Origin of the sequence: Microcoleus sp. K1-B1 (assembly GCF_036704705.1) — a bacterium.
Lineage (GTDB): Bacteria > Cyanobacteriota > Cyanobacteriia > Cyanobacteriales > Microcoleaceae > Microcoleus.
The window spans coordinates 1-21,203 of record NZ_JAUBSH010000113.1 but is presented as its reverse complement, the minus strand read 5'-3'; the positions used below and the strand labels follow the sequence as shown (position 1 = coordinate 21,203).

Below are 21,203 nucleotides of genomic sequence, written 5' to 3'. Positions count from 1 at the left end.
TTTTAATAATTTTAGGAATCGCGTATTAGCTTGCTGGTCTGATTAGATAAACTTATAACCATAAGTTCAGGAGAGCCAGAACAACTTTATTTTACACGATCGCCCTTATTCAATACCTAATTAAAATGCGATCGCGAAGCCTGTTCGCAGGACAATCACGCTGACCAACTTCACCGACATCTTCACACGAGCGATCGGCATTACCATTTCAATTAGCGTAGATACAAGATTGACTTCTGTAAAACATCAAGATACAGTCGTAGGGCGAGGAACTATATACTTTTGGGGGCAATCGCCTTATGAAAAACAAGATAGTTGCACTATTAGATATGTTAGGGTGCTTTTTAACAGCAGCGATTGACATTACATTCCTTACCTCCATAGGCAATTATCTGAACTATCGTGAAGCGACACCTGGTGAGTGGATTTACTTGTGGATAATGACAGCTATGACCCTATATCTTCTGGGTCTATACACCATTGCTATGGTGGAGCGACAACTTTCAGAACAAGAAATGGAAATTGAGCCGGTGTTTCTGGTTTTCGGTTGCATCATCGGTTTGCTGGTCGGCTACTTAGTTGCCTATTTCTACTCATCAATGCCGACTCTGCGACACAAATTTCCTTGGTCATTTTGGGTTTTAGTTTTGCCGTTTTTGCTCTCTCTTTTAGGGATTTCTATTGCTGCAATATTTAAGCGGAGTAAATCCACAAGCAATCTAATCGTTTCATTGTTGAGAATTTTAATTCCGTCTGCGATCGCTTTAACATTTATATTGGTTAACAACAACGGTTTTCCTGGTGTAGCAGCCCCTGCGGAAGTTAGACAGCAATGGGCGTCCAAAGAATTTTGGAATTATGCCGGAGTTGTGAATTCAATTAAAAGCTGTCAGCCCATCATCAAGCGAGTAGGCAGCGTAAAATTTGTGGCACCTACCCAAGGTCAAAACGATGTTTTTTATGATCCTGGTAGTTCAGGTCATTCCGGGGAATTTACGCTAGAAGTAGTTGGCGAGAAAGGTATAGGTGTCGCTAATTTTGACTTTCGTATCGGTACTTTCGTCTCAAATGTTCGATTTACTTATCAGAAAAGAACAGAGGAACTATCCTGCGCGAAATAGAAGAAATCCAACTATTTCAGAATTTGGGAGACGACGCCCGCACCGACACTACGATCGCCCCTCGCGAATGGCTAAACGCATATTTAACCCTGTAGCTTCTACCTTGAGCATTTAAAAATGGGTGATATAGGAGTTGAACCTATCTGGTACCGGTTAAAAGCCGGGTGCATCACCGCTCTGCCAACCACCCTTAAAAATTCAGCTTTTGTGTAAGTGCTATAAAATCATTTTGTAGTAAGGACTTCACTCGTTTCTTGCCCGCAGCAATTCCAACGAATAAAGTCCTGACTGCTAATGCTTCACTCGATAATGAAGCAACATGAAACCGTTGCTATAGATTTTGCGATCGGCAAGTTCCAAATTTGTCGGATCGAGTGCACGGGAAAAAAGAGGAATGCCCGATCCGATAACTAGCGGATTCAACTTCACAATCATCTCGTCAATCTCAGAAAAAAGAGTTGCCGCTAAAGCCCCACCACCGCATAGCCAGATGTCTTTACCCGTTTCTTTTTTCAATTCCTTAACCACTGCGACAGGATTGTGGGAAACAAGTTCAATATTCTCATCGGGAATGGCTTTCATAGTGCGCGAAAAAACATACTGCTTCAAGGTAGGATAAGGATTAGTTACACCAACATTTAGCCCTACCTCATAGGTTTTCCGTCCCATCAAAACCGCATCAAACTGCTTGTTTTCTGCACGAATGCCTCGTGCTTCCTGAAAGTGAGCCGGAAAAGTTTCAGGAAAGGAATCGAACAAATCAGCGAAATGCTCCCCTTCCAAAGGAAAACAATCAAATGAGCCATCTTCGCGAGCAATAAACCCGTCAACCGTGCAAGCAACGTAATATTTTAGTTTTCTCATGTTTCACCTTTTTTATTAAGTTGTTTGGTTACTGCTTGCTTCTGAATGTAACTAATATATCCAATCGCTCCCTTGGTTAGATATTTGCGATCGACCTTTTTATTTGTTAGCGCACAGTTTCGCAGCAGCAGCCATTTTATCGCGCGGAGCCCGCATCCCTACAGACGATCGCAGCAAAGCGCGATCGGTACTCAAAAGGAGATAAGCTGGTGTCAACTAAATATGACTGCTGCTAATGCCTGAACAAGAGGAAGGTTCCAAAACCATAAAAGTTACAATGCCCAACCGAATCCATCAAAAGCTGAAGAAGCTGTCTGACGAGTCAGGAATATCCATGTCTAAACTGATGCTGCTGGCAACTATCAACGAATATAAGCTGATTGACGACAAACTTACCCCAGACTAGCCCCATTTAGTACCCTTTCTTTCCCCCATTGTGCTATCCTTCAGGGAAATAGTCAACCCTGGAGGTTTGCTTGTGACTCAAGATGAACTCGAAGCCCTTGTCGATGAACTCGGCTTAGTGTCAGTCGTCAGCCTGCTGGCGAATATCTGCCACAACAAAGCCCGACAAACCTTGTGCCTGAAGGGACAAGGGGCTACTCCTTATACCGCTTGGAACAGCAACGGCTTCTTGCTGAAGCAGTTGATGACCAGACTGCGGCCAATCGGCAGGTACGATCGCGATTTAGACCTCAAGAACAACTGAGGTTCTGAGGTTCAACCCGTGCAAGTACGCAAAGCATTGGTTTTAGTCGGTTAACAGCCGAGTATGTATGCTTTAACTGTTAGGGCACGGGTTGAAACTCTTCGATTTGGACTTGAACCTTGAATGGAGAGGACGGGACTCGAACCCGCATCGATCGACAGCAACTTTCAGGAAACGCGCTTCCTTACTGCCCGCAAGCAGACGGGAACTGCCCCCATCTCGGACTGTTAATTCCTTTCAGTGCTTCCGCAACCTGTTGCCCGTTGGCGTTTTCAGGGAACGTCGCGAAGCAACTTTTTACCCTACTCAACAAACCCGATCGTCCTTTTGGGAGCCGCTTTTCCAAAGTTTTTACGGTGCCATTCCACTTAGGCGACCTCCCCATAATTTTGCTCGCTGTATGATAGTAAATCTCGTGAAAATAATTAACCCTCATCCTCCATAATTTATATATAAAATCATAAGAAATCCACCGAGGAGGTACTGCCCCTCCTATCCCCGCGTTATCAGCACGGTGTCTCGCTTTTCGACTTCCGGTGGTTAAAAGGAAGATGAAGGAATCGAACCCTTACAGTTACCTGTACCCCAGTTTTCAAGACTGGTTGCCAACCATTTAGCGGCATCTTCCCAGGGGTGTCCGACGGGGCTTGAACCCGCTAATAACTAGCTTCACGGGCTAGCGTCTCGACCGCTTCGACTTCAGACACCGAAAGTGGAGTCAAGGAGAATCGAACTCCTAACCTCTTGCGTGCAAAGCAAGCGCTCTACCAATTGAGCTATGACCCCGCGTCAAAGATTCACCTGTCGAGTAAATCGAAAATCGACAATCGACAATCGAAAATCGAATGACCCCGCGTAAAAGATTCACCTGTCGAGTAAATCTAAAATCTAAAATCTAAAATTGGTGTGGTGGATTGCGATCGGATTTGAACCGATATCTTTCTAACAGCCAGTTAGATGCTTTACCAATTAAGCTACGAACCCCAGAGAGCAGGAGCGGTAGGACTTGAACCCACAACATTCGAGGTAGAAGCTCGACACTCTATCCAGTTGAGTTACACTCCCATGTTTTTTGTTATTGTGCGATTCCCTACGGGATAGCTGCGCTTCACGCACTTTCCGTGCAAGTTATCAGAGCATTGCGTTTTCTCAGTTACTAGAGGGACTCCGCCGATGAGTTATTACACACTCTTTAAAGGATGGCTACCTTTAAGCCAACCTGCCGGGTTCATCGCACTCCTCGTTCTCAAACGCCCGCTGATTTTGACAGCGTTACCTTTCCTCTCGTACTAAAGTATGTAGGCTCCAAAGATTGGGGCACGCAAAGGGCGTTAGCGAAGCCCTCGAAGAGCATCGCTCTTAATATAAAAAATTATCCATTCAATGGAATCAACCTCCTTAAATTAAAGCAAAAACAACGAGAGTGGCAGGACTTGAACCCACAACATCCGCGTCCGAAGCGCGGCGCTCTATCCATTGAGCTACACTCCCATAAATTGGTAGTCCTGACAGGAGATTACCCCGCGTCTGCTTGTAAGGCAAACGCTCCACCATCGAAGCTCAGGACTACAAAAGCGGATGATGGGACTCGAACCCATGCGCTGAGAATGGCATACTCAGATGCTAGCCTTTACATCACACCCGCAAACCGATTTGAAATTTGAGATTTAAGATTTTGGATTGAAGAAAACCTCTGGTGATTTTAGATTTCGGATTGAAATAATCCTCTTTTGTAGCCAAGCGGATAACGGGACTTGAACCCGTATCGCGAGTTTGGAAGACTCAGATGCTACCGTTGCACCATATCCGCATTTCAATTAGTTTTACCGATTGCAACTATTGAATCTCAACATACAGCCTCTACAATATTGTCAAGTAAGTTTGCGTTGGACTGATGGGTAAAATTATTAACCGCTGATTTTTCCAATCTAATTCAATTCCCAACGCTTCCAAAGGAATCACGCCTAATAGAGGATTCATACCTCCCGGCAATTCCAAACACTCAAACGTTCCTTCACGTCCTACCAAAGAAATTTTAGCATCCTGAAAAATTGTGGCTTTCCCAATGCCATTAGCCGTCTCTACATCCACTTCTTTGAGCAGCGACAAACCGAGTTGGGCAATACTCTGCGGTGGTAAGCAAAGAGTGGTTGCCCCTGTATCAACTAGCACATTATCCAGAGTCACGGAACGTACTTGTTCGGGAGGGATTATCCCGCGTTCTACATTTGCCTGGTCGATCCGGTTAGTCACGGTCAGTTTGGTAATAATTTTTCCCATTGAGGTGTTGTCAGTGGCTAGCATAGTTTAACCTTGAACTACTCTACCTCGATGATGGCAATTTTTTGGAAAAATTAGTACGATCGCCCTTAGCTATTTGCTAAACTAGCGCTCGGAGATAAAACACATGAAACTTATACTTACAGCACCCAATCCCGAACTATTCGCCGCATTCCAAGATCATTTTTTCTACCTACCCAATGTCGAAATTACCAACAAACGTTTCGAGGATTTAACCGAGTATGACTGTTTGGTTAGTCCCGCCAATTCATTTGGCATGATGGATGGCGGTATCGACGCAGCTATCGTTGGTTTTTTCGGTCATTCTCTGATGGTTAGGGTTCAGCAGCATATCTTGGAAGACTATTTAGGCGAACAACCCGTTGGCACGTCATTCATCATCGAAACTCACCATCCCAAACATCCTTTTCTCGCTCATACTCCCACCATGCGCGTACCTATGTCTGTTGTGGGTACAGACGTTCCGTATGTGGCAATGTGGGCAATGCTATTAACAATTAGGCGCTACAATCGACAGGCAGAACGTAAAATTGAGAGTGTCGTTTGTCCGGGTTTAGGAACGGGGATAGGCAGAGTTCCTTATCGCGAAGCCGCGCGCCAAATGGCACTGGCTTACGACTATTTTGTTTATCCCACGCCGTATGTAAACTGTTTTGTTGCCGCAGAACGACAACTGCAAATTTGGGAAGGTGGCGATCGCAATTCTGCCTAAATAGCGATCGTATTTTCCCAAGCAGGTGACAGGAGTTGAACCTGCAAGAAAGCTTTACAAGAGCCTCATGTTGCCAATTACATCACACCTGCATTTTTGGTGGCGGGGGCAGGAGTTGAACTTGCTATTAAGAGGCTTATGAGACCTCCAAGCCTACCCAGGCTACTTCACCCGCTATGTCACCAAATACCCCTGACTGGCATCGAACCAGCACTAACTAGATCCTAAATCTAGCGCCTCTACCGATTGGGCTACAGGGGCAAAACCGATTTTAGATTTGAGATTTTAGATTGAATAAAACCTCATACCCCTGACAGGCCTCGAACCTGTAAGACGCTCATTCTGAGTAAGCGATGTTTTCCAATTACATCACAGGGGCAAAGTCGGGATGGTTGGATTTGAACCAACGACTCCATGCTCCCAAAGCATGGCTTCTGGCCGCTGAATTACATCCCGTTCATGCTCCTAGTGAGACTCGAACTCACAATCAAAATAAAACAGATTTTAAGTCTGCCGCGTCTGCCAATTCCGCCACAGGAGCAAGTAGAAACGTAGTGGAAAATTTGGTACTCCTGGTGAGATTTCAACTCACACAACACAATTTTTGAAATTGCGGTCTCTACCAATTGGGCTACAGGAGTGTAATTTATCTGCTTTGGTAATAGCAGAACTGGGAAGGCAGGGCTCGAACCTGCATTTTGCCGCTTTCAAAGAGCGGTGCCATACCGATTAGGCGACTTCCCAATTGGGTGCCGGGGTAGGCTTTGAACCTACAGAAACTCCTATATCAGAGATAGGCGACTTTACGAATTTGTCTACCCGGCAATTTAAAAAATGGCTGCCCCAGTAGGACTCGAACCTACAACCTAGCGGTTAACAACCGCTTGCTCTACCATTGAGCTATAAGGCAACGCAATCCCCCAAGTCAGTATCGAACTGACGACCTCTTGTTCTTCACACAAGCGCTCTACCAACTGAGCTATCGGGGGAAAACGGAGAAGGTGGGATTTGAACCCACGACGGTTGTTAGACCGCTCTTTCTTAGCAGGAAAGCGCCTTAAGCCACTCGGCCACCTCTCCGAGCGCGAGAACGGAGGGATTTGAACCCTCAATCTTCAGTTTTATTAACTGAGATGTTATCCGGCTACACCACGCTCTCAAGATTGCAACTGGAGATTAAATGCAGTTACAAATGGGTCGGGCTGGAATTGAACCAGCAACGCTTTAAGCTACTGTTTTACAGACAGCTACCCACGCCAATAGGAGGGCCGACCCAAGATAGGATTTTTGGTAGGTCGTCGAGGAATTGAACCTCGATCCATCCGCTTAAAAGGCGGCTGCAAAACCATTCTGCCAACGACCCACGAGAAGTGCTGACGGGAGTTGAACCCGCAATCACTTGGGTGAAAACCAAGCGGCTTAAACCATTTGCCTACAGCACTATAAATTGGCACAGGAACTGAGATTTGAACTCAGAATGCTGGTTTTGGAGACCAGAGTGTTGCCAGTTACACCATCCCTGCTTTTGGTGGCAGCGGCGGGATTTGCACCCGCATTGACCAAGGTATGAACTTGGCGCTTTACTATTAAGCTACGCTGCACTGTCACTTTCACTTCGTTCCTTTTCAAAGTTAAAAAATTCAATTAAAAGACTGTTAGTTTAATCTTTTAATTTCTAATTTTTAATTTCTGATTGGGAACAGAGGTTAGGGCGGGATTTGAACCCGCGAAAATCGGTTTTGCAGACCGACGCTTTGAGCCACTCAGCCACCTAACCTGGGAGTCCCGACGAGGTTTGCACTCGCAATCTTCTCCTTGAGGGGGAGACGGCTTGACTTTTGCCTACGGGGCTTTGACGGGAGTAACGAGACTTGAACTCGCAACCTTTCGCTCGACAGGCGACTGCTCTGACCGGTTGAGCTATACCCCCGCGAAAATGAACAATATTCTGTCCTTGAATTACTCAAGTTGGGACGGGGTGGCGGTTGATTCCGCGTACTACAACCCGATCGGGCTATTGTTGCCGGAGTCTACACCGCCGATGTCCACAATTATGTGACACGATTAACTTCCTATTCTGTTTTCAAGGTTCATATTGCTTGTGGGAAAAGGCTTTGAAGCTCTTTCCCCTTCGCCATACATTTATACTACATTGCGTATTACAAAACTGTCAAGGGGGTAATACAACTTTTTTTTAAATTGGGTTTTTTCAAGGGGTGTCGATCGCTCCAACCCACCCTCTGCGTTCCCCCAAATCCTTATAAATCAATAGTTTGGATGCTAAACTGATGTTGTGGCGTAAGGTAAATCTGATGCTGAAACTGTACTACACTCCAATTTCTCTGAATTCTCGCCGTCGCGCGAGGTGGCACTTCTGGAAAATGCAATAATCAGCTTTTAGATATCAAATACTACAAATCAAACCTTGTCTGAATTTCCCTTAACTCCCGTGCCCGCATTGCCAGAAGCTGATCGCCCAAACCTCCCTCACTGGCTACACTCCTTGGATACCTGTCCGAGTACCAACAGTTGGGCGATCGCCCGCGCGGCCCAACTCCACCACGGAGATGCAGTATTTACTAGGCGACAAACCAGCGGGCGCGGCCAACACGGGCGCACCTGGCACGCCCCAAGCGGTGTCTTGACTGTTAGTTTTGTACTCGACAACCTCAATCCCACTCTGTTGCCGGGACTCAGTTTAGCAGCGGGTTTAGCGGTGATTTACGCGATCGAAGATTTGGTTCCCGACTGTCGCGATATGCTGCGCCTGAAATGGCCAAACGATGTCTGGATCGATCGCCACAAATTAGCCGGAATTCTCTGCGAAGCCACTTCCGGCAAGGCTTTGGGCAAAACTCGCGCCGTTGTGGGAATTGGACTCAACCGCTGCGTAGATTTCGCGGCTGCGGGATTGGATGAAAGGGATCTCGGCAATGCGGTAAGCTTGCATTCTATTGCTAGTACAGTACCAGATGAACTGTGTTTGGTCGATCGACTGCGGCACTATTTACTCGAACTAGCCGATATGTTTTCTACCACAGACAAGCCAGCCTCCAAGTCCGGTTTAGCGCTACTTTTGCCGGAATTGCGCCGCCGCGATGCGTTGATTGGCTGCCCGGTGGCGATCGAACTTCCGTCGGAAACCATCTGCGGAGAAGCCGCCGGCCTTGATGGATGTGGCCGCTTGCTAATATGCTTGGCGGGCGATCGAATACAACCCTTTACCTCCGGGCGAGTTAGATTAATTTAAGAGGAAGAAGGAAGTTCGGCAACAGATTCTGTAACGGATGTAACGGATGTCAAGAAGAAGGAAGAAGGGAAATGGAGTCAGAGCAATATTTTCAGCGATAAAAAATGTCCTAACCTTCTTGCCAGTTCCTATAAATTAAGAGAAAGAAGTCATTAGTCATAGTCATTAGGGAAAATTCCCAATTAACAATGCCCGATGCCCGATGCCCAATTCCCAATTCCCAATTCCCCATTCCCAATTTTAATTTATCACCTCAAATACTACCAATCTGCTCAGCCACAGCGGTTGATTTCCCTCCACACCTTCGGGACGACCCTTAGTAGAAGCAACTTGTATTCTGTTGCCATTTATCCCTTGTCTAACCAAAATATTTTTCACATTTGTCGCCCTTTCCAGTGCCAACTTTTGATTTTCTACCGGAGTGCTTTTAAAATCGCTGTAGCCAACTATCCTTAAATTCTTCGTGCTATTTTTCTCCATATATTCCTTGACTTTGCTAAGCTTTTGTGATACATCTTTCGCCTGCAAACTTGCCGCGCCTGCACCGAAATACACGCGAACTGGCATTATTATCTTTGGTGGCGGTGGAGTTCCTATAATCACTGTATTTGTTACAGACTTTACCCCCGGAATTTTCTCAAAAGCTTGAGTTATTTTCTGAGCATCTGGCACTTTGCTTACGCTGCCTGCAATGGCGACTTTTCCCTCTGCATAGCGAGCTGAGATATTAATGCTTTCTACTTTATTCAAAAGAGCTGCCGTCCGCTTGACATCGGCTTCTACTAAAACTGGATCGGGAGGTACTTCAACGGCTATAATTTTATTTTCAATTCTTGATTGGGGAGCCGCTTGCTGAGCGATTTTTTCCGCTTTTAATCGCAGATTTTGATTCGGAACTCGTCCTGAAATCTCCAATAATTTATCTTTAACATCTGCCGCGAGCCGATAAACAGATAACTCAGGAGCAGATTGTAAAGCTAAATTCGTATCTGCTTCTAAGCTCGCTTCAACTCCGCTGCGGTATTGATGAATTCCCCAAGGTACGCCAATTAAACCTAACGCTGCCAAACCGATAATTGGTAAAATTGGAGGTTTAGGAGATTTAACTTTTACGTCTGTATCGATTAATTTTTGCAATTTCGAGTTGACTTCGGGTGGCACAGTTGCTGGATCGCCGTTAAATGACTGAATCTGAGCTCCGTATTCTTGAACAATATTGTTGAATATCGATCGCATTTTGTACTTAAACCACTGGCGGGTTTCTCCTTGCATCACTACTGCTAGATAACACGAACCCGCAACTTCCAGTACGATCGTAGATGTGCCGTATTCTATAGCATCAATCTCTGCAATATTTCCCGACTGAGATATACAATCGTTGACAAAAGCCCGAATAGCAGTCAGCATCCCCGCTACCATATCTGATTCTAGCTGTTCGCGTTCAGACTTCTGCACTGCTGAAATTACTAATCCCGATTTTGCTTGAATTAAAAAAACAGCTTTAACACTCATTGGTGTTGTTTCTTTCATCAGCAATTCAGCTTCAGAAATTCCCTGCAATTTTGCTTTAATTTTGCGACTAATTCCCTCTGGACTTAAAGCTGATTCGACTTTTTCATTAATCTCCCGCATCATCTCGGCGATGTATTTTAAAATCGTGCTGCCGATGATCGGATAAAGTGCATCCGACATTGCTTCTCGCTTGAGATGAATTTGCTGTTTGATAGCGGCGGCCATTTCCGGCGCGATCGCCATTGCAATTTCATCGGGCGATTCACTCATTCTGTGGCTGATTCCCACAGTCAGAGCCGGCGATATGGCTACTCCCATCGATTGTCTATTTTCTCTGGTTTTGGTATTAATTATTTCATCAATTATCGGACTTATGGTTTCGACAAATGATTGTCTCGACTCATTAATGGTTTGGAGCATCATTTCGGGAAACATGATTTTAATTCTGGCGAGTAATTCTTCCCGATCGCCTCCCCATTCCGCATCAGTAATTTTGCGATCGAGTTCCCCTACTTTATCGTTGAGTCTGTAATTATAGCTTACAACTTCATCTAACAATGGTAAAATAGATTCGATGACCGACTTTTGTAGTTGAGCGTGATGGCTAACCATCAGCTCATCAATCAAAGGTTTCAGTAAATCGGTAAACAAGTCTGTCGATTCATAAATCCGGTGTTCGATCGCCACAATTTTTTGTTCGAGCTTTCCGAGTCTTTGATCGATCCTTTTATTCTGAATGATGGCATCGACAGCCGGGGCGATCGCAGATTCTATCTCTAGCTTTGCTTCCCCGATGTTTCGAGACAGCATTTCTACAATCACTGGCATTATTCTTGCCATCAACCCTTCTATCTCGGTTAAAACTTGCTGCTGAACTTCGACAATCTTAGTTTCATTATTTAATATTTGTGCTGCAATACCGCTGTTTTGAATAGCCGTGTTGACACCGGGCGCGATCGCCTCTCTCACCTCTAATTTGGTCTCCTCGATTTTCCGGTTCAGCGACTCAATCATTAACGGCATTAATCTTGCCATTATATCTTCCGGCTGACTTTTTTGCTGTCGCTGAAGATTATTTAGTCTACTTTCTACGTCGCTCAATTTTCCTTGAACTTCCCTTTGAAGAATTGCTGATTCTATCAAAGGTTGGATCTGTGCTGCTACTTGTAATTTTGATTCATCGATTTTCTGATTCAGCAAATCAGTTATTGCCGGCATTAGCATCGCCATTATCTCTTCAGGCTTCTGAGTTGGCGACTGTTGCGTAGCCAGTCGGCTCTCGATGAGGCTCAATACTTTTTCTTCTATTTCTACCCAAGCTATTCTTACCTGTACTGAGGGGGCAACAGCTTCTACAACTTCTAATTTTAATTCACTAATTTTGCGGTTCAGCAAATCGCTAACTACTGGTACTAGCTGCTTAATTAAATCTTCCGGTTGCTGCTGGTAACGCTGCTGAATATTCGCAATTCTATCTTCAATTTTTACTACCTGTTCTTCAAGTCCGTTTTGATTGTGAATTACTTGATTGACTCTCGGTGCGATCGCCGAAGCTACCTCTAACTTAGACTCCTCTACCTTACGGTTGAGCAGATCGCCCACCACTGGCATCAGCCGTTTGATTAAGTGTTCTGTATTCGGCAGTGGCTGCTGGTTCAAGTTAGCAATTTGATTTTCCCAATCTGCTAATTTGGCCTCCAACTCGATCCGATTAATTTTATTATTGCTCGCGAGGTCGATCGCCTTTTTTAATTCAGACTTCAACTCCTCTAATTCTTCTCTCACTAACTCAGGAATTAACGGTTTCAGTAAAACCATCAACTCTTCTGGTTGAGACATCATATTCTCAAAATTTTCTAACCTTTGTTCCACGCTCAAAACATTACTATAAAATTCCGGTAAATCCCTTTCAAACAGTAGTTGTTGCAACCGCTTAAACTCCTCTACGGCTTGTTCTAATTCTTCCTCTGACGGACGAGTTTTTTTAGCTACTTTCCCGGCTATAGATAAATCGGGTTCCTCATTATTGTTTTCTCGTCTTTGAGATGGGAGCTCTTCATCATTACTTAATACTTCCGGTACAATACTCGGTGATTCGATCAGGAAAGACAATTGTTTGCGCCGATTTTCCTCATCCTCTAATCGCTGAACCGACTTTTCCGAAAGCGGTAATTTCAGCTCGCTTGGCTCTTTTTTGGATTTCTTTAATAACTGAAATTCAGTCAGTATGGTTAGCAATTCCTGAAGTTGCTCTCCAGCTTTAGAACTTGCCAGAGTTGCATCAGAAACCTCTTTTTCTGACTGATATATTTTGCCTGAATTATCATTAGATGCTGCCATACTGCGCTACCAATAGTTGATTTTAATCTACCGAAGGAAATTACCAGCTTGCTTGCCGCCTCACCCCAGCGAAAATCAATAGGAATGACACAATTGTTCCAAGCGTCAGGCGTACTAAAGCTATCGCCCTATTTTAACTGCTGTTCTGCGACTAGCCAACTGAGCCGCCAACTGCAATGCTGCCTTCATGCTGGAGGCATCTGCAATCCCTTGACCTACAATATCAAAAGCTGTGCCGTGATCTGGAGATGTGCGGACAAAAGGCAAGCCAATTGTAGTGTTGACTGCTTTATCGAAAGCCATCAATTTTACTGGAATCAACCCCTGGTCGTGGTACATTGCCAAGTAACCGTCGTGAGCTTCCTTGGCTAAACCGTACCAAACTTTAGCCGGTTTTACCCACAGGGTATCGGGGGGGACTGGCCCGTCTAACTGCACTTGAGGAAAGCGATCGCGCTGCGTTTCCAACCAAGGTATCATCCAGTCTTGCTCTTCATTTCCCAGTTTGCCATTTTCGCCGCTGTGAGGATTTAAGCCAGAAATCGCAATTTTCGGTCTTTCCAGCCCAAAATCTTCCCGCAAACAGTCTATCAGTAATTCTAGTTTTTCACTCAGTAATTCTGGACTCAAAGCATCGGGTACTTGACGGAGCGAAATATGTGTGGTAGCGAGTAAAGTTACTAGCGTCCAGCCACTGTGGGGAGATGTGGCGGCAAACAGCATTCCGAATCGCTGCGATTTCGCCCTTTCTGCGAGGAGTTCTGTTTGTCCGGGATAATTGTAACCGGCCGCCTGCCAGCAAGTTTTGGAAATCGGACCTGTGACGATGGCCGAGAATTCGCCGGCGATGGTACGGGCGATCGCACTTTCCATGTAAGCAAAGCTAGCAGCCCCGCTAGCTGCACTCCCTACACCGGGGACTATTTCGCCCCACTTGTTGTCTGGTTCGATATCAATAATATTTAATGTTTCGGGATTTGCCGCTTCTGCTGCTGGATTGCTCGATCGCAACTTATCGTAAGTTTGCTGCAAAACTCTCCTAGAACCCATAACCGTTACTCTCAAACCAGCAGCGGGATCTGCCAATGCCTTGAGAATCACTTCCGGGCCAATTCCCGCCGGATCTCCCAGAGTTACAGCTAGTTTTGATTCCCGATCGAGACTCAAGGCAGTTTTCTCCAACAAAATACAGGAATTTCGGCACTGAAATTTTAGCATTCATGTACCGGGTTGCCCCAAATTATATTATCTTTATTTAATGCGATCGCCCAATTGGACATATATAATCATGAATCCTGAAATTTTCAATGCAGCCTTTTTGTCCTTTTCCCTAATTTTCGTGGGTATAGGTGGAGGCTTCCTCCTGCTCAAATTGCAAGGTGGCGAAGAATAAGTTTTTTTCAACAATCCTTCAGAAGCCTTCTACCTTCTGCCTTCTAGAGTCTACTTGCTGCCAAAAGCAAGCCTTCTGGCGAATATCTCAAGCCTAAAATGAGAAAATTTCAGGTTTTTGTTAAGTTTTTATAAAAAACTTAACAAAAACCTGATACCATCTTATTGAAAGTTTAAGATTCATAATTAATCCCTAGATGACTTTATTGATTTTAGGTGCCACCGGCACTCTCGGCCGCCAAATAGCCCGCCGCGCCCTAGACGAGGGCTACCAGGTGCGCTGTTTAGTCAGAAGTTACAGAAAAGCTGCATTTTTGAAAGAATGGGGCGCTGAACTCGTACCGGGAAACCTTTGCCAGCCAGACAGTCTGCCTCCGGCCCTAGAAGGCGTCAGTGCTATTATCGATGCAGCAACAGCAAGTGCAGCCGATTCTGTCAGCATCAAAAGAGTAGACTGGGACGGAAAAGTATCGCTGATCCAAGCAGCAGCAGCAGCAGGCATCAAGCGTTACATATTCTTTTCCTTTCTCGACGCGGAGAAATATCCCCAAGTCCCCTTGTTGGAAATCAAGCGCTGTACCGAATTGTTCTTAGCAGAATCCGGTCTAGACTACACAATCTTGAGACCTTGCGGCTTTTTGCAAGGACTGCTGAGCCTGTATGCAATGCCGATTTTGGACAATCAGGCAGTCTGGCTGCCCAACAAGCCATCCGCCCTTGCCTACATGAACACTCAGGACGTTGCTAAATTTGCCGTCCGGGCCCTTTCCGTTCCTGAAACCGAGAAAAAAAGCTTTCCGGTGGTGGGAAATCGCGCTTGGGATGCTGACGAAATCGTGCGGTTGTGCGAACGGCTGTCAGGGAAGGAAGCCAAAATTACGCGCACCCCAGATGTCTTGTTGCAGGCTACTCGTAAATTAGCTACCTTCTTTCAGTGGAGTTGGAACGTAGCTGACAGATTGGCTTTTTCAGAAGTTTTGGCAGCCGGAAAACCCTTGAAAGCTCCGATGGATGACGTTTACAGTGTCTTCGGAATCGACCCTAAAGAAACTACTACTTTGGAGTCTTATCTGGAAGAATACTTTAATCTGATTATGAAGAAGCTCAAGGAAATAGAGTACGAGCAGCTTAAGACTAAAAAACGGAGTAAACAAAAAATGCCCTTTACATTTTAAAGTGCCGAAAGCTGGGATTATATACAACGACGTTAAACCTGTGGCTTGTCGCATCGCCGCAGAGTTGGAAGACAAGCTGACTGCCCGCGGCTGGGAGGTTTGCTCGGTTTCTGGTTCGGGAGGAATTCTGGGCTATTCTAGCCCCGATCGCCCCCTGTGCCACACTCAGATCGAACAACTCGTCCCCCCCGGTTTTGACAGCGACATGGAGTTTGCAGTGGTTTTGGGCGGCGACGGTACGGTGCTGTCGGCATTTCGCCAAGTCGCTCCGATTGGAGTGCCGCTGCTGACTGTCAATACCGGTCACATGGGCTTTTTAACAGAAACTTACCTGAACTTGCTGCCGCAAGCTTTGGAAAAGGTAATCGCTGGAGAATACGAAATAGAAGAAAGATCAATGCTGGCTGTGCGGCTGTTTCGAGAAAACGACTGCCTCTGGGAAGCCCTTTGTCTCAATGAAATGGTGCTGCACCGGGAACCCCTGACTTGTATGTGTCATTTTGAAGTGGCGATCGGCCAGCACGCCTCTATTGATATTGCCGCAGATGGAGTCATCATCGCGACTCCGACAGGATCGACAGCTTACGCCCTTTCTGCCGGTGGGCCTGTCATCATTCCCGGAGTGCCGGTGTTGCAATTGCTGCCTATTTGCCCGCATTCAATGGCTTCGCGGGCTTTGGTGTTTTCCAACACCGAGCCGGTCAAGATTTTGCCGGCGAGTCCAAACCGCCTGGTAATGGTGGTAGACGGTAACGGCGGATGTTATGTTCTGCCCGAAGATTGGGTGCAAGTCGAGCGAGCTCAATACCCAGCCCGGTTTATTCGGGTGCAATCTTTTGAGTTTTTCCACATTTTGCGGGAAAAATTGGGCTGGGGCTTGCCTCACATTGCTAAACCGAGTTCGGTTGAGTTGCCTTGATAGTTGTTGTTGACATTCACCCCGGCGCGAAGGCACGGGGTTTGTAGCGACTTATAAGGTGGAAATGAAAATCTCCGTTGGAATCCTTAATATCATGTCCGGTTAAATCGGACTTGCACCTTTACTTCAAAGGCTCCATTTTCAATGTAGATCGCAAGCAACAATTCTGCCATGATTGCCTTCCTCAACTTGCTGGCGCACCTGAGATTCATAAATCTCATCGCCGCGTCGAGCAAATTCCTCCTGGCTGTAGCGGGGTTGTCGAATTGTTATGGGCTTGACCTTGTTTGAATGGTTGTCCTATTATTTTAATCTGAGCAATCGCACCTACGGTCGCAGTCCCAGCCAAGATTGCGCTTTTTGACAGTGCTGCGAAGAAAAAGATCGGCTGAGTTGAAAGGAAACCCAGCCGATTACTCCTACTTGACTGCAATTCCGGGTCTTCGGTAGTTGGGCATTGAGTATTTTCCAAATGAGCAGTTCATTTAGAAGGTCTAATGAGCTACCGTGTACACACAAGTCTACCGCTGACCCATATTGTACAAATCCTGTTTGCTAGAACCCTGATTTCTCGTTTTGCCGAATCAATAGCTTAAAATTAGCGAGAATGAACGGGATTTATGAGACTCATGCTAGATAAGGGTTTTAGGACTTGTGTTCACAGATATCGGACTTGTGTGTACACGGTAGGGTCTAATGAGAGGGTGCGTTTGCTTTGCAGCAACGCACCCTACAAAACTGATCGTTCCAATATCTATGAAGGTTGGGTTTTGTTGCCTCAACCCAACCTATGGCGAGAGGCGATCGCACTAAAGACAGTCCCACCATGACGCATTACTCCTGTACATCTCATAGATGTTTGCATCTAGAGTACATTGGCTTCCGTTGCCAGCAATTATAGAAACTCTCACTGCGTCGCCACTAAGAGGAGTGACACCGAGCACTCTTTGTGCTTTCATACGACGGTCTTTTTCATTAGGGTTCCACGTAAACGCATCAGCTTGCCTATTCAAAAAGTCACGAGATGCAGGTCCAATTCTAAAAAGTAAGACACCGTCTCCACCAATAGCTACTATGAAAGGTGTACCTTTTTGAGTTGAAGTAGCACCGAAGCTTATAGCCTTCATATTGGTACCATCTCCCCATCGAAAGGGAACCCATCTTCCAGCGCTGGCATACACAAGAGAGCCACCAACAATATTAATTTGATCACCTGCCCTAGCCGGAGACTGAATGCCTAGCAAGACTGTAAAACCTGCTAGGGCAAGAGATAAAATAGACTTCTTCATACTTTCCTCGTAATCTTTAATTACCGGTCAACAAGCCACACAACTATTTTACGGTCAGCAATCTCGTCCAGAATTTATGTATCTGGAATAGCTTCTAAGCAACTTTGAGCTGAATTTATCCTTCACACTCCTGCTTGGTCAGTCGGATAAGATTAGGAAACCGTCAGATGCACTGAATTCAGATTAATTTATACAAAACAACCTTAATCATCTTTGCCAGTTCAAGTCGAACATTTTCTTGCGATTTGAACACATTCTTGCTATATCATCCGAAATTGTTTAGGCGATATCCCTGTGTATTGTCGGAAACATCTAGCAAAATGACTGGGGTTGGCAAAACCGCACTCAACACCGATCTCATTGATTGTGAGTTCTCTCTGCTTCAGTAATTGCTTCGATCGCTCTACTCTTTGCTGAACTAGATATGCGTGAGGAGATATTCCTGTCGATTTCTTGAACAAGCGACAGAAATAGTATTGGCTTATACCTAATTCTTCCGAAATTTCTGCCAGAGATACATCTTGATGAAGATGAGCATCAATATATTCAAAAGCTTGTTTCAGTTTGTATTTGGGTAAACCGTCCTCATACTCCCGCAAGACGTGCTTACGAGTTGAGTAATACTTGAGGAAATGAGCCGCTAAAGCTGTTGCCATAGATTCTGCATAAAAATGACTGTTCTTTGCGTCAGTTTCCAGCACCGATCTCAGGGCTAAGCCAATTTGCCAAACCAATGGGTCAGGCGCTTGAAGTGCCAGCTTAACTTCAACTCGGTCTGGATTGACTGACTCATGAGCAGCATGAGCTAGGAAGGTAGGCTCTAGATAGCAGTGCATTAATTCAATTTCCTGATGACATCCAGAACTTATAGGTACGTAAGCAGGAAGAACTTCAATACAATGGCGCGCTGTTTCTTTCTGATCGTGTTGCGTTAAATAACGCTTACCTTCAGCAATAAGTTCTACTTCTACTGGCTGTTTCCAAAATGGAATCACAATCACGTGTTGAACGTTGTATATCTCTGGGACTTCCATCACAGGCAATTGATAGTGTGCCAGATGGATATTTTTCCATCCTGCTTGATGGCTGGAAAGTAGTGGTTTGGGGGCAAACGTTGAGGCTGCGTCTTCTTGAGAATAATCAATGGTTAAAGCTTTTTCTTCTGGCATTGTTTGTTTTTCTAGTAGTCTTCTTTTTTTTCTTGTTAAAGAGCAGGTAGGAGAAACACGTCCATCTACCCTGTCTAACTCTTCATTAGACATATTCGGAAAAAATCGAGACATTCATCACAACTTCTTCACGCACGAATAACTGTAACGGTTCGCCCCATTGGTGTCAGATGAATTTCAGTATTCAGTCGTTCTTCTAATTCGAGCGCATTCTCGCGACGATCGAATATCACCAACCACCCTTCATCTTCTCCCAATCGAGCCAAATATCCATCTAACTGTTCCAACCCTTTACTCAACGGATCGACTTTCCGAGTTCGCCAAACCTTCAGTTCAATTCCCAATGTTACCTCACCATAACGCAAACATAAATCCATTCTGTCGCGTCCAATGGCATATTCCCTCTCCAACGTTCCCCCACCATTAATTACCCGATGCAGAAACGCCATCAACACTAAATGCGGTGCAATTTCGGGATAAGAAGCACTTTTGAGTAACGGTTCGCCATGTTGCAGCCAAAATGCGAGAAACGCTTGCAGAAGTGCCTCGGTTATCAGTTCGCCGCGATCGTTCAACCAACTCGGACGGATAATCGGTAAACTATCTTGCGGCCCTTGCGCCAAAACTCGCGGCAACACTTCTCGATAAATCGGATTTGCGATGACTAAACCCCCGGCTGGATCGCGTTTGAGCAAGCCCAAATCTACGAGGTATTGGCGATCGTCATTAGAAGATTCTGGCAATTCTCGTCCGGCTAACATTGGCTCGATAATGGCTTTAACTCGATTTTCTCGCAGTCGTTCAGCCAAGCTATCCAAATGCGTATCTTGCCGTTTTATTAAAATTTCTTTAGCGGATAAAATATGTTGTGGTGTAATTTCTATAGATTCATCTGTTACTAATTCTTCTACAATTTCCTTAGCTAAAGCATTCACTAACCAAGGTTGTCCCTGAGTCAGTTCAAAAGCTAAGGCTACGGCTTCAGGTGTAAAAACTTGTCCGGTATCTTGGGTATGTTGCGCGTAGATCTCCGCGACTTCAGAGGCATTAAAATCTCTGAGAGTAATCGATCGCACTTTAATATTAAACGGACTGGATGTATGGAGTCGATCGCTTCCCCCCGCAGCCACTTTGTAATCGCGAACATCCCGCAAACCAATTAAGCCCACCGATTGCGGAAACGCTTTCGGGCGATTGGGATAACCATCGCGTAATTGGCGCAGAATAGAAATCAAAGCTTGGTCTTGCAGTGCGTCAATTTCATCGATGAAAACCACCAAAGGACGAGGAGAAGATTGTGCCCACAGGCTGAGTACATCGCCGATTTGCTGTCCCGGTTCCGACGAGGGCCAAGCAGGAGGCTGCAATTCTGGGGGAAGTCGAATCGAAATCGCCCGTCGCCAAGCACCGAGAATGGCATCCTCTGCACCCGCAATGTCTTGACTGAAGGGTGCGCCGACTTCTACCGACAGCATCACGGCTGTATATTGTCCGCTTTCGGTGAGTTGTTTGGCTAACGCCAGCATAGCGGTGGTTTTCCCCACTTGCCGGGGTGCATGGATGACGAAATAGTTGCGTTGAGCGATTAACCGTTCTAAGCTTGGTAAGCGTACCGTGGGCGACAGTGCGTAATGAATGTCTTCTTGGCATGGGCCAGCAGTATTGAACCAACGTGGCATAGGTCAACTGGGGCGAATGGGGCTGCTCTCAGTTTACTGTACTGTTATTGGAATGGCGTTCTGGTTGTTCAGCGGGGGTTTGTAGCGACTCTCGGTACCCGATGAAACTCTCTTAGAGCGAAAGTCGTGCTCGATTCTTGATTCAAAAGACCTCTTGCAAAAATAATTAGGACGGGCAAGATGCCCATCCCACAAAATTTATTTTTTCTTGTGGGATGGGCATCTTGCCCGTCCTATCAATTGATGAAAAGGATTTTTTGCAAGAGGTCTAAAGAACGGAAGAACCCCAACTGCCAACTGCCAAAGTTTCACTCTTCTACGCGATCGCCCAATTCGGCTAAACGGGTGCGAGACAGCCACCATTTCGGCTGCACTTTGACAAATAACTCCAAATATACTTTACCTTCAATTAACTTTTGAATCTGTTCTCGCGCCGCACTGTCGATCGACTGTAAGCGGAAACGTATCCGCTCAATAAATCGGGGTAACAGTAAAAAAAGAAGGTTCACAATCTAGGCACAGCATGGTAGAATATGACATATTATTAATCATAAAATCAAGAAAGTCATAGTTTTTTTGAGCCACTAAAGTCACAATTAACCGTGGGTTTATACGACACTTACTACAGGAATCAAGAACCAATAATTCAGAGCCTTTATATTTTTTTGAATTTCTTCAATCAGACCAGGACACCCCCAGAGAATAAACCGAAGATTGTTGACGAATAATCGTCCCTAGAGATGGAATATTTCCCAGGTAAGAAATACGGTC

The 21,203-nt window shown here is 45.5% G+C and carries 15 protein-coding genes, 29 tRNA genes and 1 pseudogene; 8 read left to right on the top strand and 37 right to left on the bottom strand.

All coding sequences use genetic code 11. From position 1 onward, the window contains the following. The first annotated feature begins 299 nt into the window (after positions 1-299). Positions 300-1,121, top strand: a complete 822-nt coding sequence (locus QUA83_RS26760; RefSeq protein ID WP_333296957.1) for a hypothetical protein — start codon at positions 300-302, stop codon at positions 1,119-1,121. Positions 1,122-1,239: 118 nt separating this feature from the next. Here QUA83_RS26760 and QUA83_RS26755 read toward each other — a convergent pair. Together QUA83_RS26755 and QUA83_RS26750 are read right to left on the bottom strand one after the other, a co-directional pair. Next, positions 1,240-1,311, bottom strand: a tRNA-Lys gene (locus tag QUA83_RS26755). A gap of 101 nt (positions 1,312-1,412) precedes the next feature. After that, entirely contained in the window at positions 1,413-1,985 is a 573-nt protein-coding gene (locus tag QUA83_RS26750; protein WP_333296956.1) for a dihydrofolate reductase family protein, read from the bottom strand. Between the two features lie 235 nt (positions 1,986-2,220). Between QUA83_RS26750 and QUA83_RS26745 the strand changes: the two genes are divergently transcribed. Both QUA83_RS26745 and QUA83_RS26740 read left to right on the top strand, forming a co-directional pair. Then, on the top strand, positions 2,221-2,391 hold the full coding sequence (locus tag QUA83_RS26745) for a hypothetical protein (protein WP_332954368.1): 171 nt from the start codon (positions 2,221-2,223) through the stop codon (positions 2,389-2,391). A gap of 72 nt (positions 2,392-2,463) precedes the next feature. Next, positions 2,464-2,694, top strand: coding sequence for a hypothetical protein (locus tag QUA83_RS26740; RefSeq protein WP_333296955.1), 231 nt, complete (start codon positions 2,464-2,466; stop codon positions 2,692-2,694). 544 nt (positions 2,695-3,238) lie between these two features. On the opposite strand, the gene QUA83_RS26735 is transcribed toward QUA83_RS26740, so the two are convergent. The 10 genes from QUA83_RS26735 to QUA83_RS26690 all read right to left on the bottom strand — a co-directional run bounded on the left by QUA83_RS26735 (position 3,239) and on the right by QUA83_RS26690 (position 4,998). Continuing rightward, a tRNA-OTHER gene (locus QUA83_RS26735) sits at positions 3,239-3,323 on the bottom strand. Between the two features lie 3 nt (positions 3,324-3,326). Next, positions 3,327-3,401, bottom strand: a tRNA-His gene (locus tag QUA83_RS26730). 6 nt (positions 3,402-3,407) lie between these two features. After that, positions 3,408-3,480, bottom strand: a tRNA-Ala gene (locus QUA83_RS26725). 121 nt (positions 3,481-3,601) lie between these two features. Beyond that, positions 3,602-3,678, bottom strand: a tRNA-Ala gene (locus QUA83_RS26720). A 7-nt stretch (positions 3,679-3,685) separates the two neighbouring features. Further along, positions 3,686-3,759 (bottom strand) — tRNA-Arg (locus QUA83_RS26715). Positions 3,760-4,112: 353 nt separating this feature from the next. Next, positions 4,113-4,185, bottom strand: a tRNA-Arg gene (locus tag QUA83_RS26710). Positions 4,186-4,191: 6 nt separating this feature from the next. Continuing rightward, positions 4,192-4,262 (bottom strand) — tRNA-Val (locus QUA83_RS26705). Positions 4,263-4,267: 5 nt separating this feature from the next. After that, positions 4,268-4,339: transfer RNA gene (locus QUA83_RS26700), tRNA-Gly, on the bottom strand. A 94-nt stretch (positions 4,340-4,433) separates the two neighbouring features. Continuing rightward, a tRNA-Gly gene (locus QUA83_RS26695) sits at positions 4,434-4,504 on the bottom strand. Between the two features lie 50 nt (positions 4,505-4,554). Beyond that, positions 4,555-4,998, bottom strand: a complete 444-nt coding sequence (locus tag QUA83_RS26690; protein ID WP_333227501.1) for a retroviral-like aspartic protease family protein — start codon at positions 4,996-4,998, stop codon at positions 4,555-4,557. Positions 4,999-5,101: 103 nt separating this feature from the next. On the opposite strand from QUA83_RS26690, the gene QUA83_RS26685 reads away from it, so the two are divergent. Then, on the top strand, positions 5,102-5,707 hold the full coding sequence (locus QUA83_RS26685; protein ID WP_333227499.1) for a macro domain-containing protein: 606 nt from the start codon (positions 5,102-5,104) through the stop codon (positions 5,705-5,707). Positions 5,708-5,727: 20 nt separating this feature from the next. Here QUA83_RS26685 and QUA83_RS26680 read toward each other — a convergent pair. The 19 genes from QUA83_RS26680 to QUA83_RS26590 all read right to left on the bottom strand — a co-directional run bounded on the left by QUA83_RS26680 (position 5,728) and on the right by QUA83_RS26590 (position 7,637). Then, positions 5,728-5,799, bottom strand: a tRNA-Thr gene (locus QUA83_RS26680). A gap of 95 nt (positions 5,800-5,894) precedes the next feature. Continuing rightward, positions 5,895-5,968 (bottom strand) — tRNA-Leu (locus tag QUA83_RS26675). A gap of 122 nt (positions 5,969-6,090) precedes the next feature. Continuing rightward, positions 6,091-6,163 (bottom strand) — tRNA-Pro (locus tag QUA83_RS26670). A 4-nt stretch (positions 6,164-6,167) separates the two neighbouring features. Then, positions 6,168-6,248: transfer RNA gene (locus QUA83_RS26665), tRNA-Leu, on the bottom strand. A gap of 23 nt (positions 6,249-6,271) precedes the next feature. Next, positions 6,272-6,348, bottom strand: a tRNA-Leu gene (locus QUA83_RS26660). Between the two features lie 29 nt (positions 6,349-6,377). Next, positions 6,378-6,451 (bottom strand) — tRNA-Gln (locus QUA83_RS26655). A gap of 2 nt (positions 6,452-6,453) precedes the next feature. Beyond that, positions 6,454-6,532: transfer RNA gene (locus QUA83_RS26650), tRNA-Gln, on the bottom strand. A 10-nt stretch (positions 6,533-6,542) separates the two neighbouring features. Beyond that, positions 6,543-6,617 (bottom strand) — tRNA-Asn (locus QUA83_RS26645). A 6-nt stretch (positions 6,618-6,623) separates the two neighbouring features. Continuing rightward, a tRNA-Phe gene (locus QUA83_RS26640) sits at positions 6,624-6,696 on the bottom strand. Positions 6,697-6,700: 4 nt separating this feature from the next. Continuing rightward, positions 6,701-6,787: transfer RNA gene (locus QUA83_RS26635), tRNA-Ser, on the bottom strand. A gap of 5 nt (positions 6,788-6,792) precedes the next feature. After that, positions 6,793-6,866 (bottom strand) — tRNA-Tyr (locus tag QUA83_RS26630). A gap of 34 nt (positions 6,867-6,900) precedes the next feature. Next, a tRNA-Tyr gene (locus tag QUA83_RS26625) sits at positions 6,901-6,982 on the bottom strand. A gap of 13 nt (positions 6,983-6,995) precedes the next feature. Continuing rightward, a tRNA-Lys gene (locus QUA83_RS26620) sits at positions 6,996-7,070 on the bottom strand. A gap of 5 nt (positions 7,071-7,075) precedes the next feature. Continuing rightward, a tRNA-Glu gene (locus QUA83_RS26615) sits at positions 7,076-7,149 on the bottom strand. A 6-nt stretch (positions 7,150-7,155) separates the two neighbouring features. Next, positions 7,156-7,230 (bottom strand) — tRNA-Trp (locus QUA83_RS26610). A gap of 3 nt (positions 7,231-7,233) precedes the next feature. Then, positions 7,234-7,308 (bottom strand) — tRNA-Met (locus tag QUA83_RS26605). A gap of 102 nt (positions 7,309-7,410) precedes the next feature. After that, a tRNA-Cys gene (locus tag QUA83_RS26600) sits at positions 7,411-7,484 on the bottom strand. Next, a tRNA-Glu gene (locus QUA83_RS26595) sits at positions 7,485-7,559 on the bottom strand. A 4-nt stretch (positions 7,560-7,563) separates the two neighbouring features. Then, positions 7,564-7,637 (bottom strand) — tRNA-Asp (locus tag QUA83_RS26590). Positions 7,638-8,132: 495 nt separating this feature from the next. Between QUA83_RS26590 and QUA83_RS26585 the strand changes: the two genes are divergently transcribed. Next, positions 8,133-8,957, top strand: coding sequence for a biotin--[acetyl-CoA-carboxylase] ligase (locus QUA83_RS26585; RefSeq protein ID WP_333296954.1), 825 nt, complete (start codon positions 8,133-8,135; stop codon positions 8,955-8,957). 240 nt (positions 8,958-9,197) lie between these two features. Here the strand turns inward: QUA83_RS26585 and QUA83_RS26580 are convergent, their stop codons facing one another. Further along, positions 9,198-12,809: an OmpA family protein gene (locus QUA83_RS26580; protein ID WP_333296953.1), complete on the bottom strand. Its 3,612-nt coding sequence runs from the start codon at positions 12,807-12,809 to the stop codon at positions 9,198-9,200. 120 nt (positions 12,810-12,929) lie between these two features. Beyond that, entirely contained in the window at positions 12,930-14,027 is a 1,098-nt protein-coding gene (pdxA, locus tag QUA83_RS26575; RefSeq protein WP_333296952.1) for a 4-hydroxythreonine-4-phosphate dehydrogenase PdxA, read from the bottom strand. 40 nt (positions 14,028-14,067) lie between these two features. Here pdxA and petM point away from each other — a divergent pair, with 40 nt between their 5' ends. The 3 genes from petM (at position 14,068) to QUA83_RS26560 (ending at position 16,295) form a co-directional block, all read left to right on the top strand. Next, the gene (petM, locus tag QUA83_RS26570) at positions 14,068-14,202 is read left to right on the top strand and encodes a cytochrome b6-f complex subunit PetM (RefSeq protein WP_445242817.1); all 135 of its coding nucleotides are present in this window, start codon (positions 14,068-14,070) and stop codon (positions 14,200-14,202) included. Between the two features lie 196 nt (positions 14,203-14,398). Beyond that, entirely contained in the window at positions 14,399-15,376 is a 978-nt protein-coding gene (locus tag QUA83_RS26565; RefSeq protein ID WP_333101618.1) for an NmrA family NAD(P)-binding protein, read from the top strand. Between the two features lies 1 nt (position 15,377). Next, positions 15,378-16,295 (top strand): NAD(+) kinase, encoded by a 918-nt coding sequence (locus QUA83_RS26560; protein WP_190657000.1) that lies wholly within the window; start codon positions 15,378-15,380, stop codon positions 16,293-16,295. Positions 16,296-17,104: 809 nt separating this feature from the next. Here QUA83_RS26560 and QUA83_RS26555 read toward each other — a convergent pair. From QUA83_RS26555 to QUA83_RS26540, 4 genes and pseudogenes are all read right to left on the bottom strand, one after another. After that, the gene (locus QUA83_RS26555; RefSeq protein WP_333296951.1) at positions 17,105-17,584 is read right to left on the bottom strand and encodes a hypothetical protein; all 480 of its coding nucleotides are present in this window, start codon (positions 17,582-17,584) and stop codon (positions 17,105-17,107) included. 260 nt (positions 17,585-17,844) lie between these two features. Next, complete coding sequence (locus QUA83_RS26550; RefSeq protein WP_333296949.1) at positions 17,845-18,753, bottom strand: AraC family transcriptional regulator; 909 nt, start codon at positions 18,751-18,753, stop codon at positions 17,845-17,847. 128 nt (positions 18,754-18,881) lie between these two features. Further along, positions 18,882-20,432, bottom strand: coding sequence for an ATP-binding protein (locus QUA83_RS26545; RefSeq protein ID WP_333296948.1), 1,551 nt, complete (start codon positions 20,430-20,432; stop codon positions 18,882-18,884). Positions 20,433-20,740: 308 nt separating this feature from the next. Further along, a pseudogene (locus QUA83_RS26540) lies at positions 20,741-20,887 on the bottom strand (GTPase Era); the annotation flags it as partial. Positions 20,888-21,203: the final 316 nt, after the last annotated feature.

What these genes read in the sequence shown, in the direction of transcription:
- QUA83_RS26760 (WP_333296957.1), top strand. Translation starts at nt 300, where the DNA reads ATGAAAAACAAGATAGTTGCACTATTAGATATGTTAGGGTGCTTTTTA.
- QUA83_RS26750 (WP_333296956.1), bottom strand. Translation starts at nt 1,985, where the DNA reads ATGAGAAAACTAAAATATTACGTTGCTTGCACGGTTGACGGGTTTATT.
- QUA83_RS26745 (WP_332954368.1), top strand. Translation starts at nt 2,221, where the DNA reads ATGCCTGAACAAGAGGAAGGTTCCAAAACCATAAAAGTTACAATGCCC.
- QUA83_RS26690 (WP_333227501.1), bottom strand. Translation starts at nt 4,998, where the DNA reads ATGCTAGCCACTGACAACACCTCAATGGGAAAAATTATTACCAAACTG.
- QUA83_RS26685 (WP_333227499.1), top strand. Translation starts at nt 5,102, where the DNA reads ATGAAACTTATACTTACAGCACCCAATCCCGAACTATTCGCCGCATTC.
- QUA83_RS26580 (WP_333296953.1), bottom strand. Translation starts at nt 12,809, where the DNA reads ATGGCAGCATCTAATGATAATTCAGGCAAAATATATCAGTCAGAAAAA.
- pdxA (WP_333296952.1), bottom strand. Translation starts at nt 14,027, where the DNA reads ATGCTAAAATTTCAGTGCCGAAATTCCTGTATTTTGTTGGAGAAAACT.
- petM (WP_445242817.1), top strand. Translation starts at nt 14,068, where the DNA reads ATGCGATCGCCCAATTGGACATATATAATCATGAATCCTGAAATTTTC.
- QUA83_RS26565 (WP_333101618.1), top strand. Translation starts at nt 14,399, where the DNA reads ATGACTTTATTGATTTTAGGTGCCACCGGCACTCTCGGCCGCCAAATA.
- QUA83_RS26555 (WP_333296951.1), bottom strand. Translation starts at nt 17,584, where the DNA reads ATGAAGAAGTCTATTTTATCTCTTGCCCTAGCAGGTTTTACAGTCTTG.
- QUA83_RS26550 (WP_333296949.1), bottom strand. Translation starts at nt 18,753, where the DNA reads ATGCCAGAAGAAAAAGCTTTAACCATTGATTATTCTCAAGAAGACGCA.
- QUA83_RS26545 (WP_333296948.1), bottom strand. Translation starts at nt 20,432, where the DNA reads ATGCCACGTTGGTTCAATACTGCTGGCCCATGCCAAGAAGACATTCAT.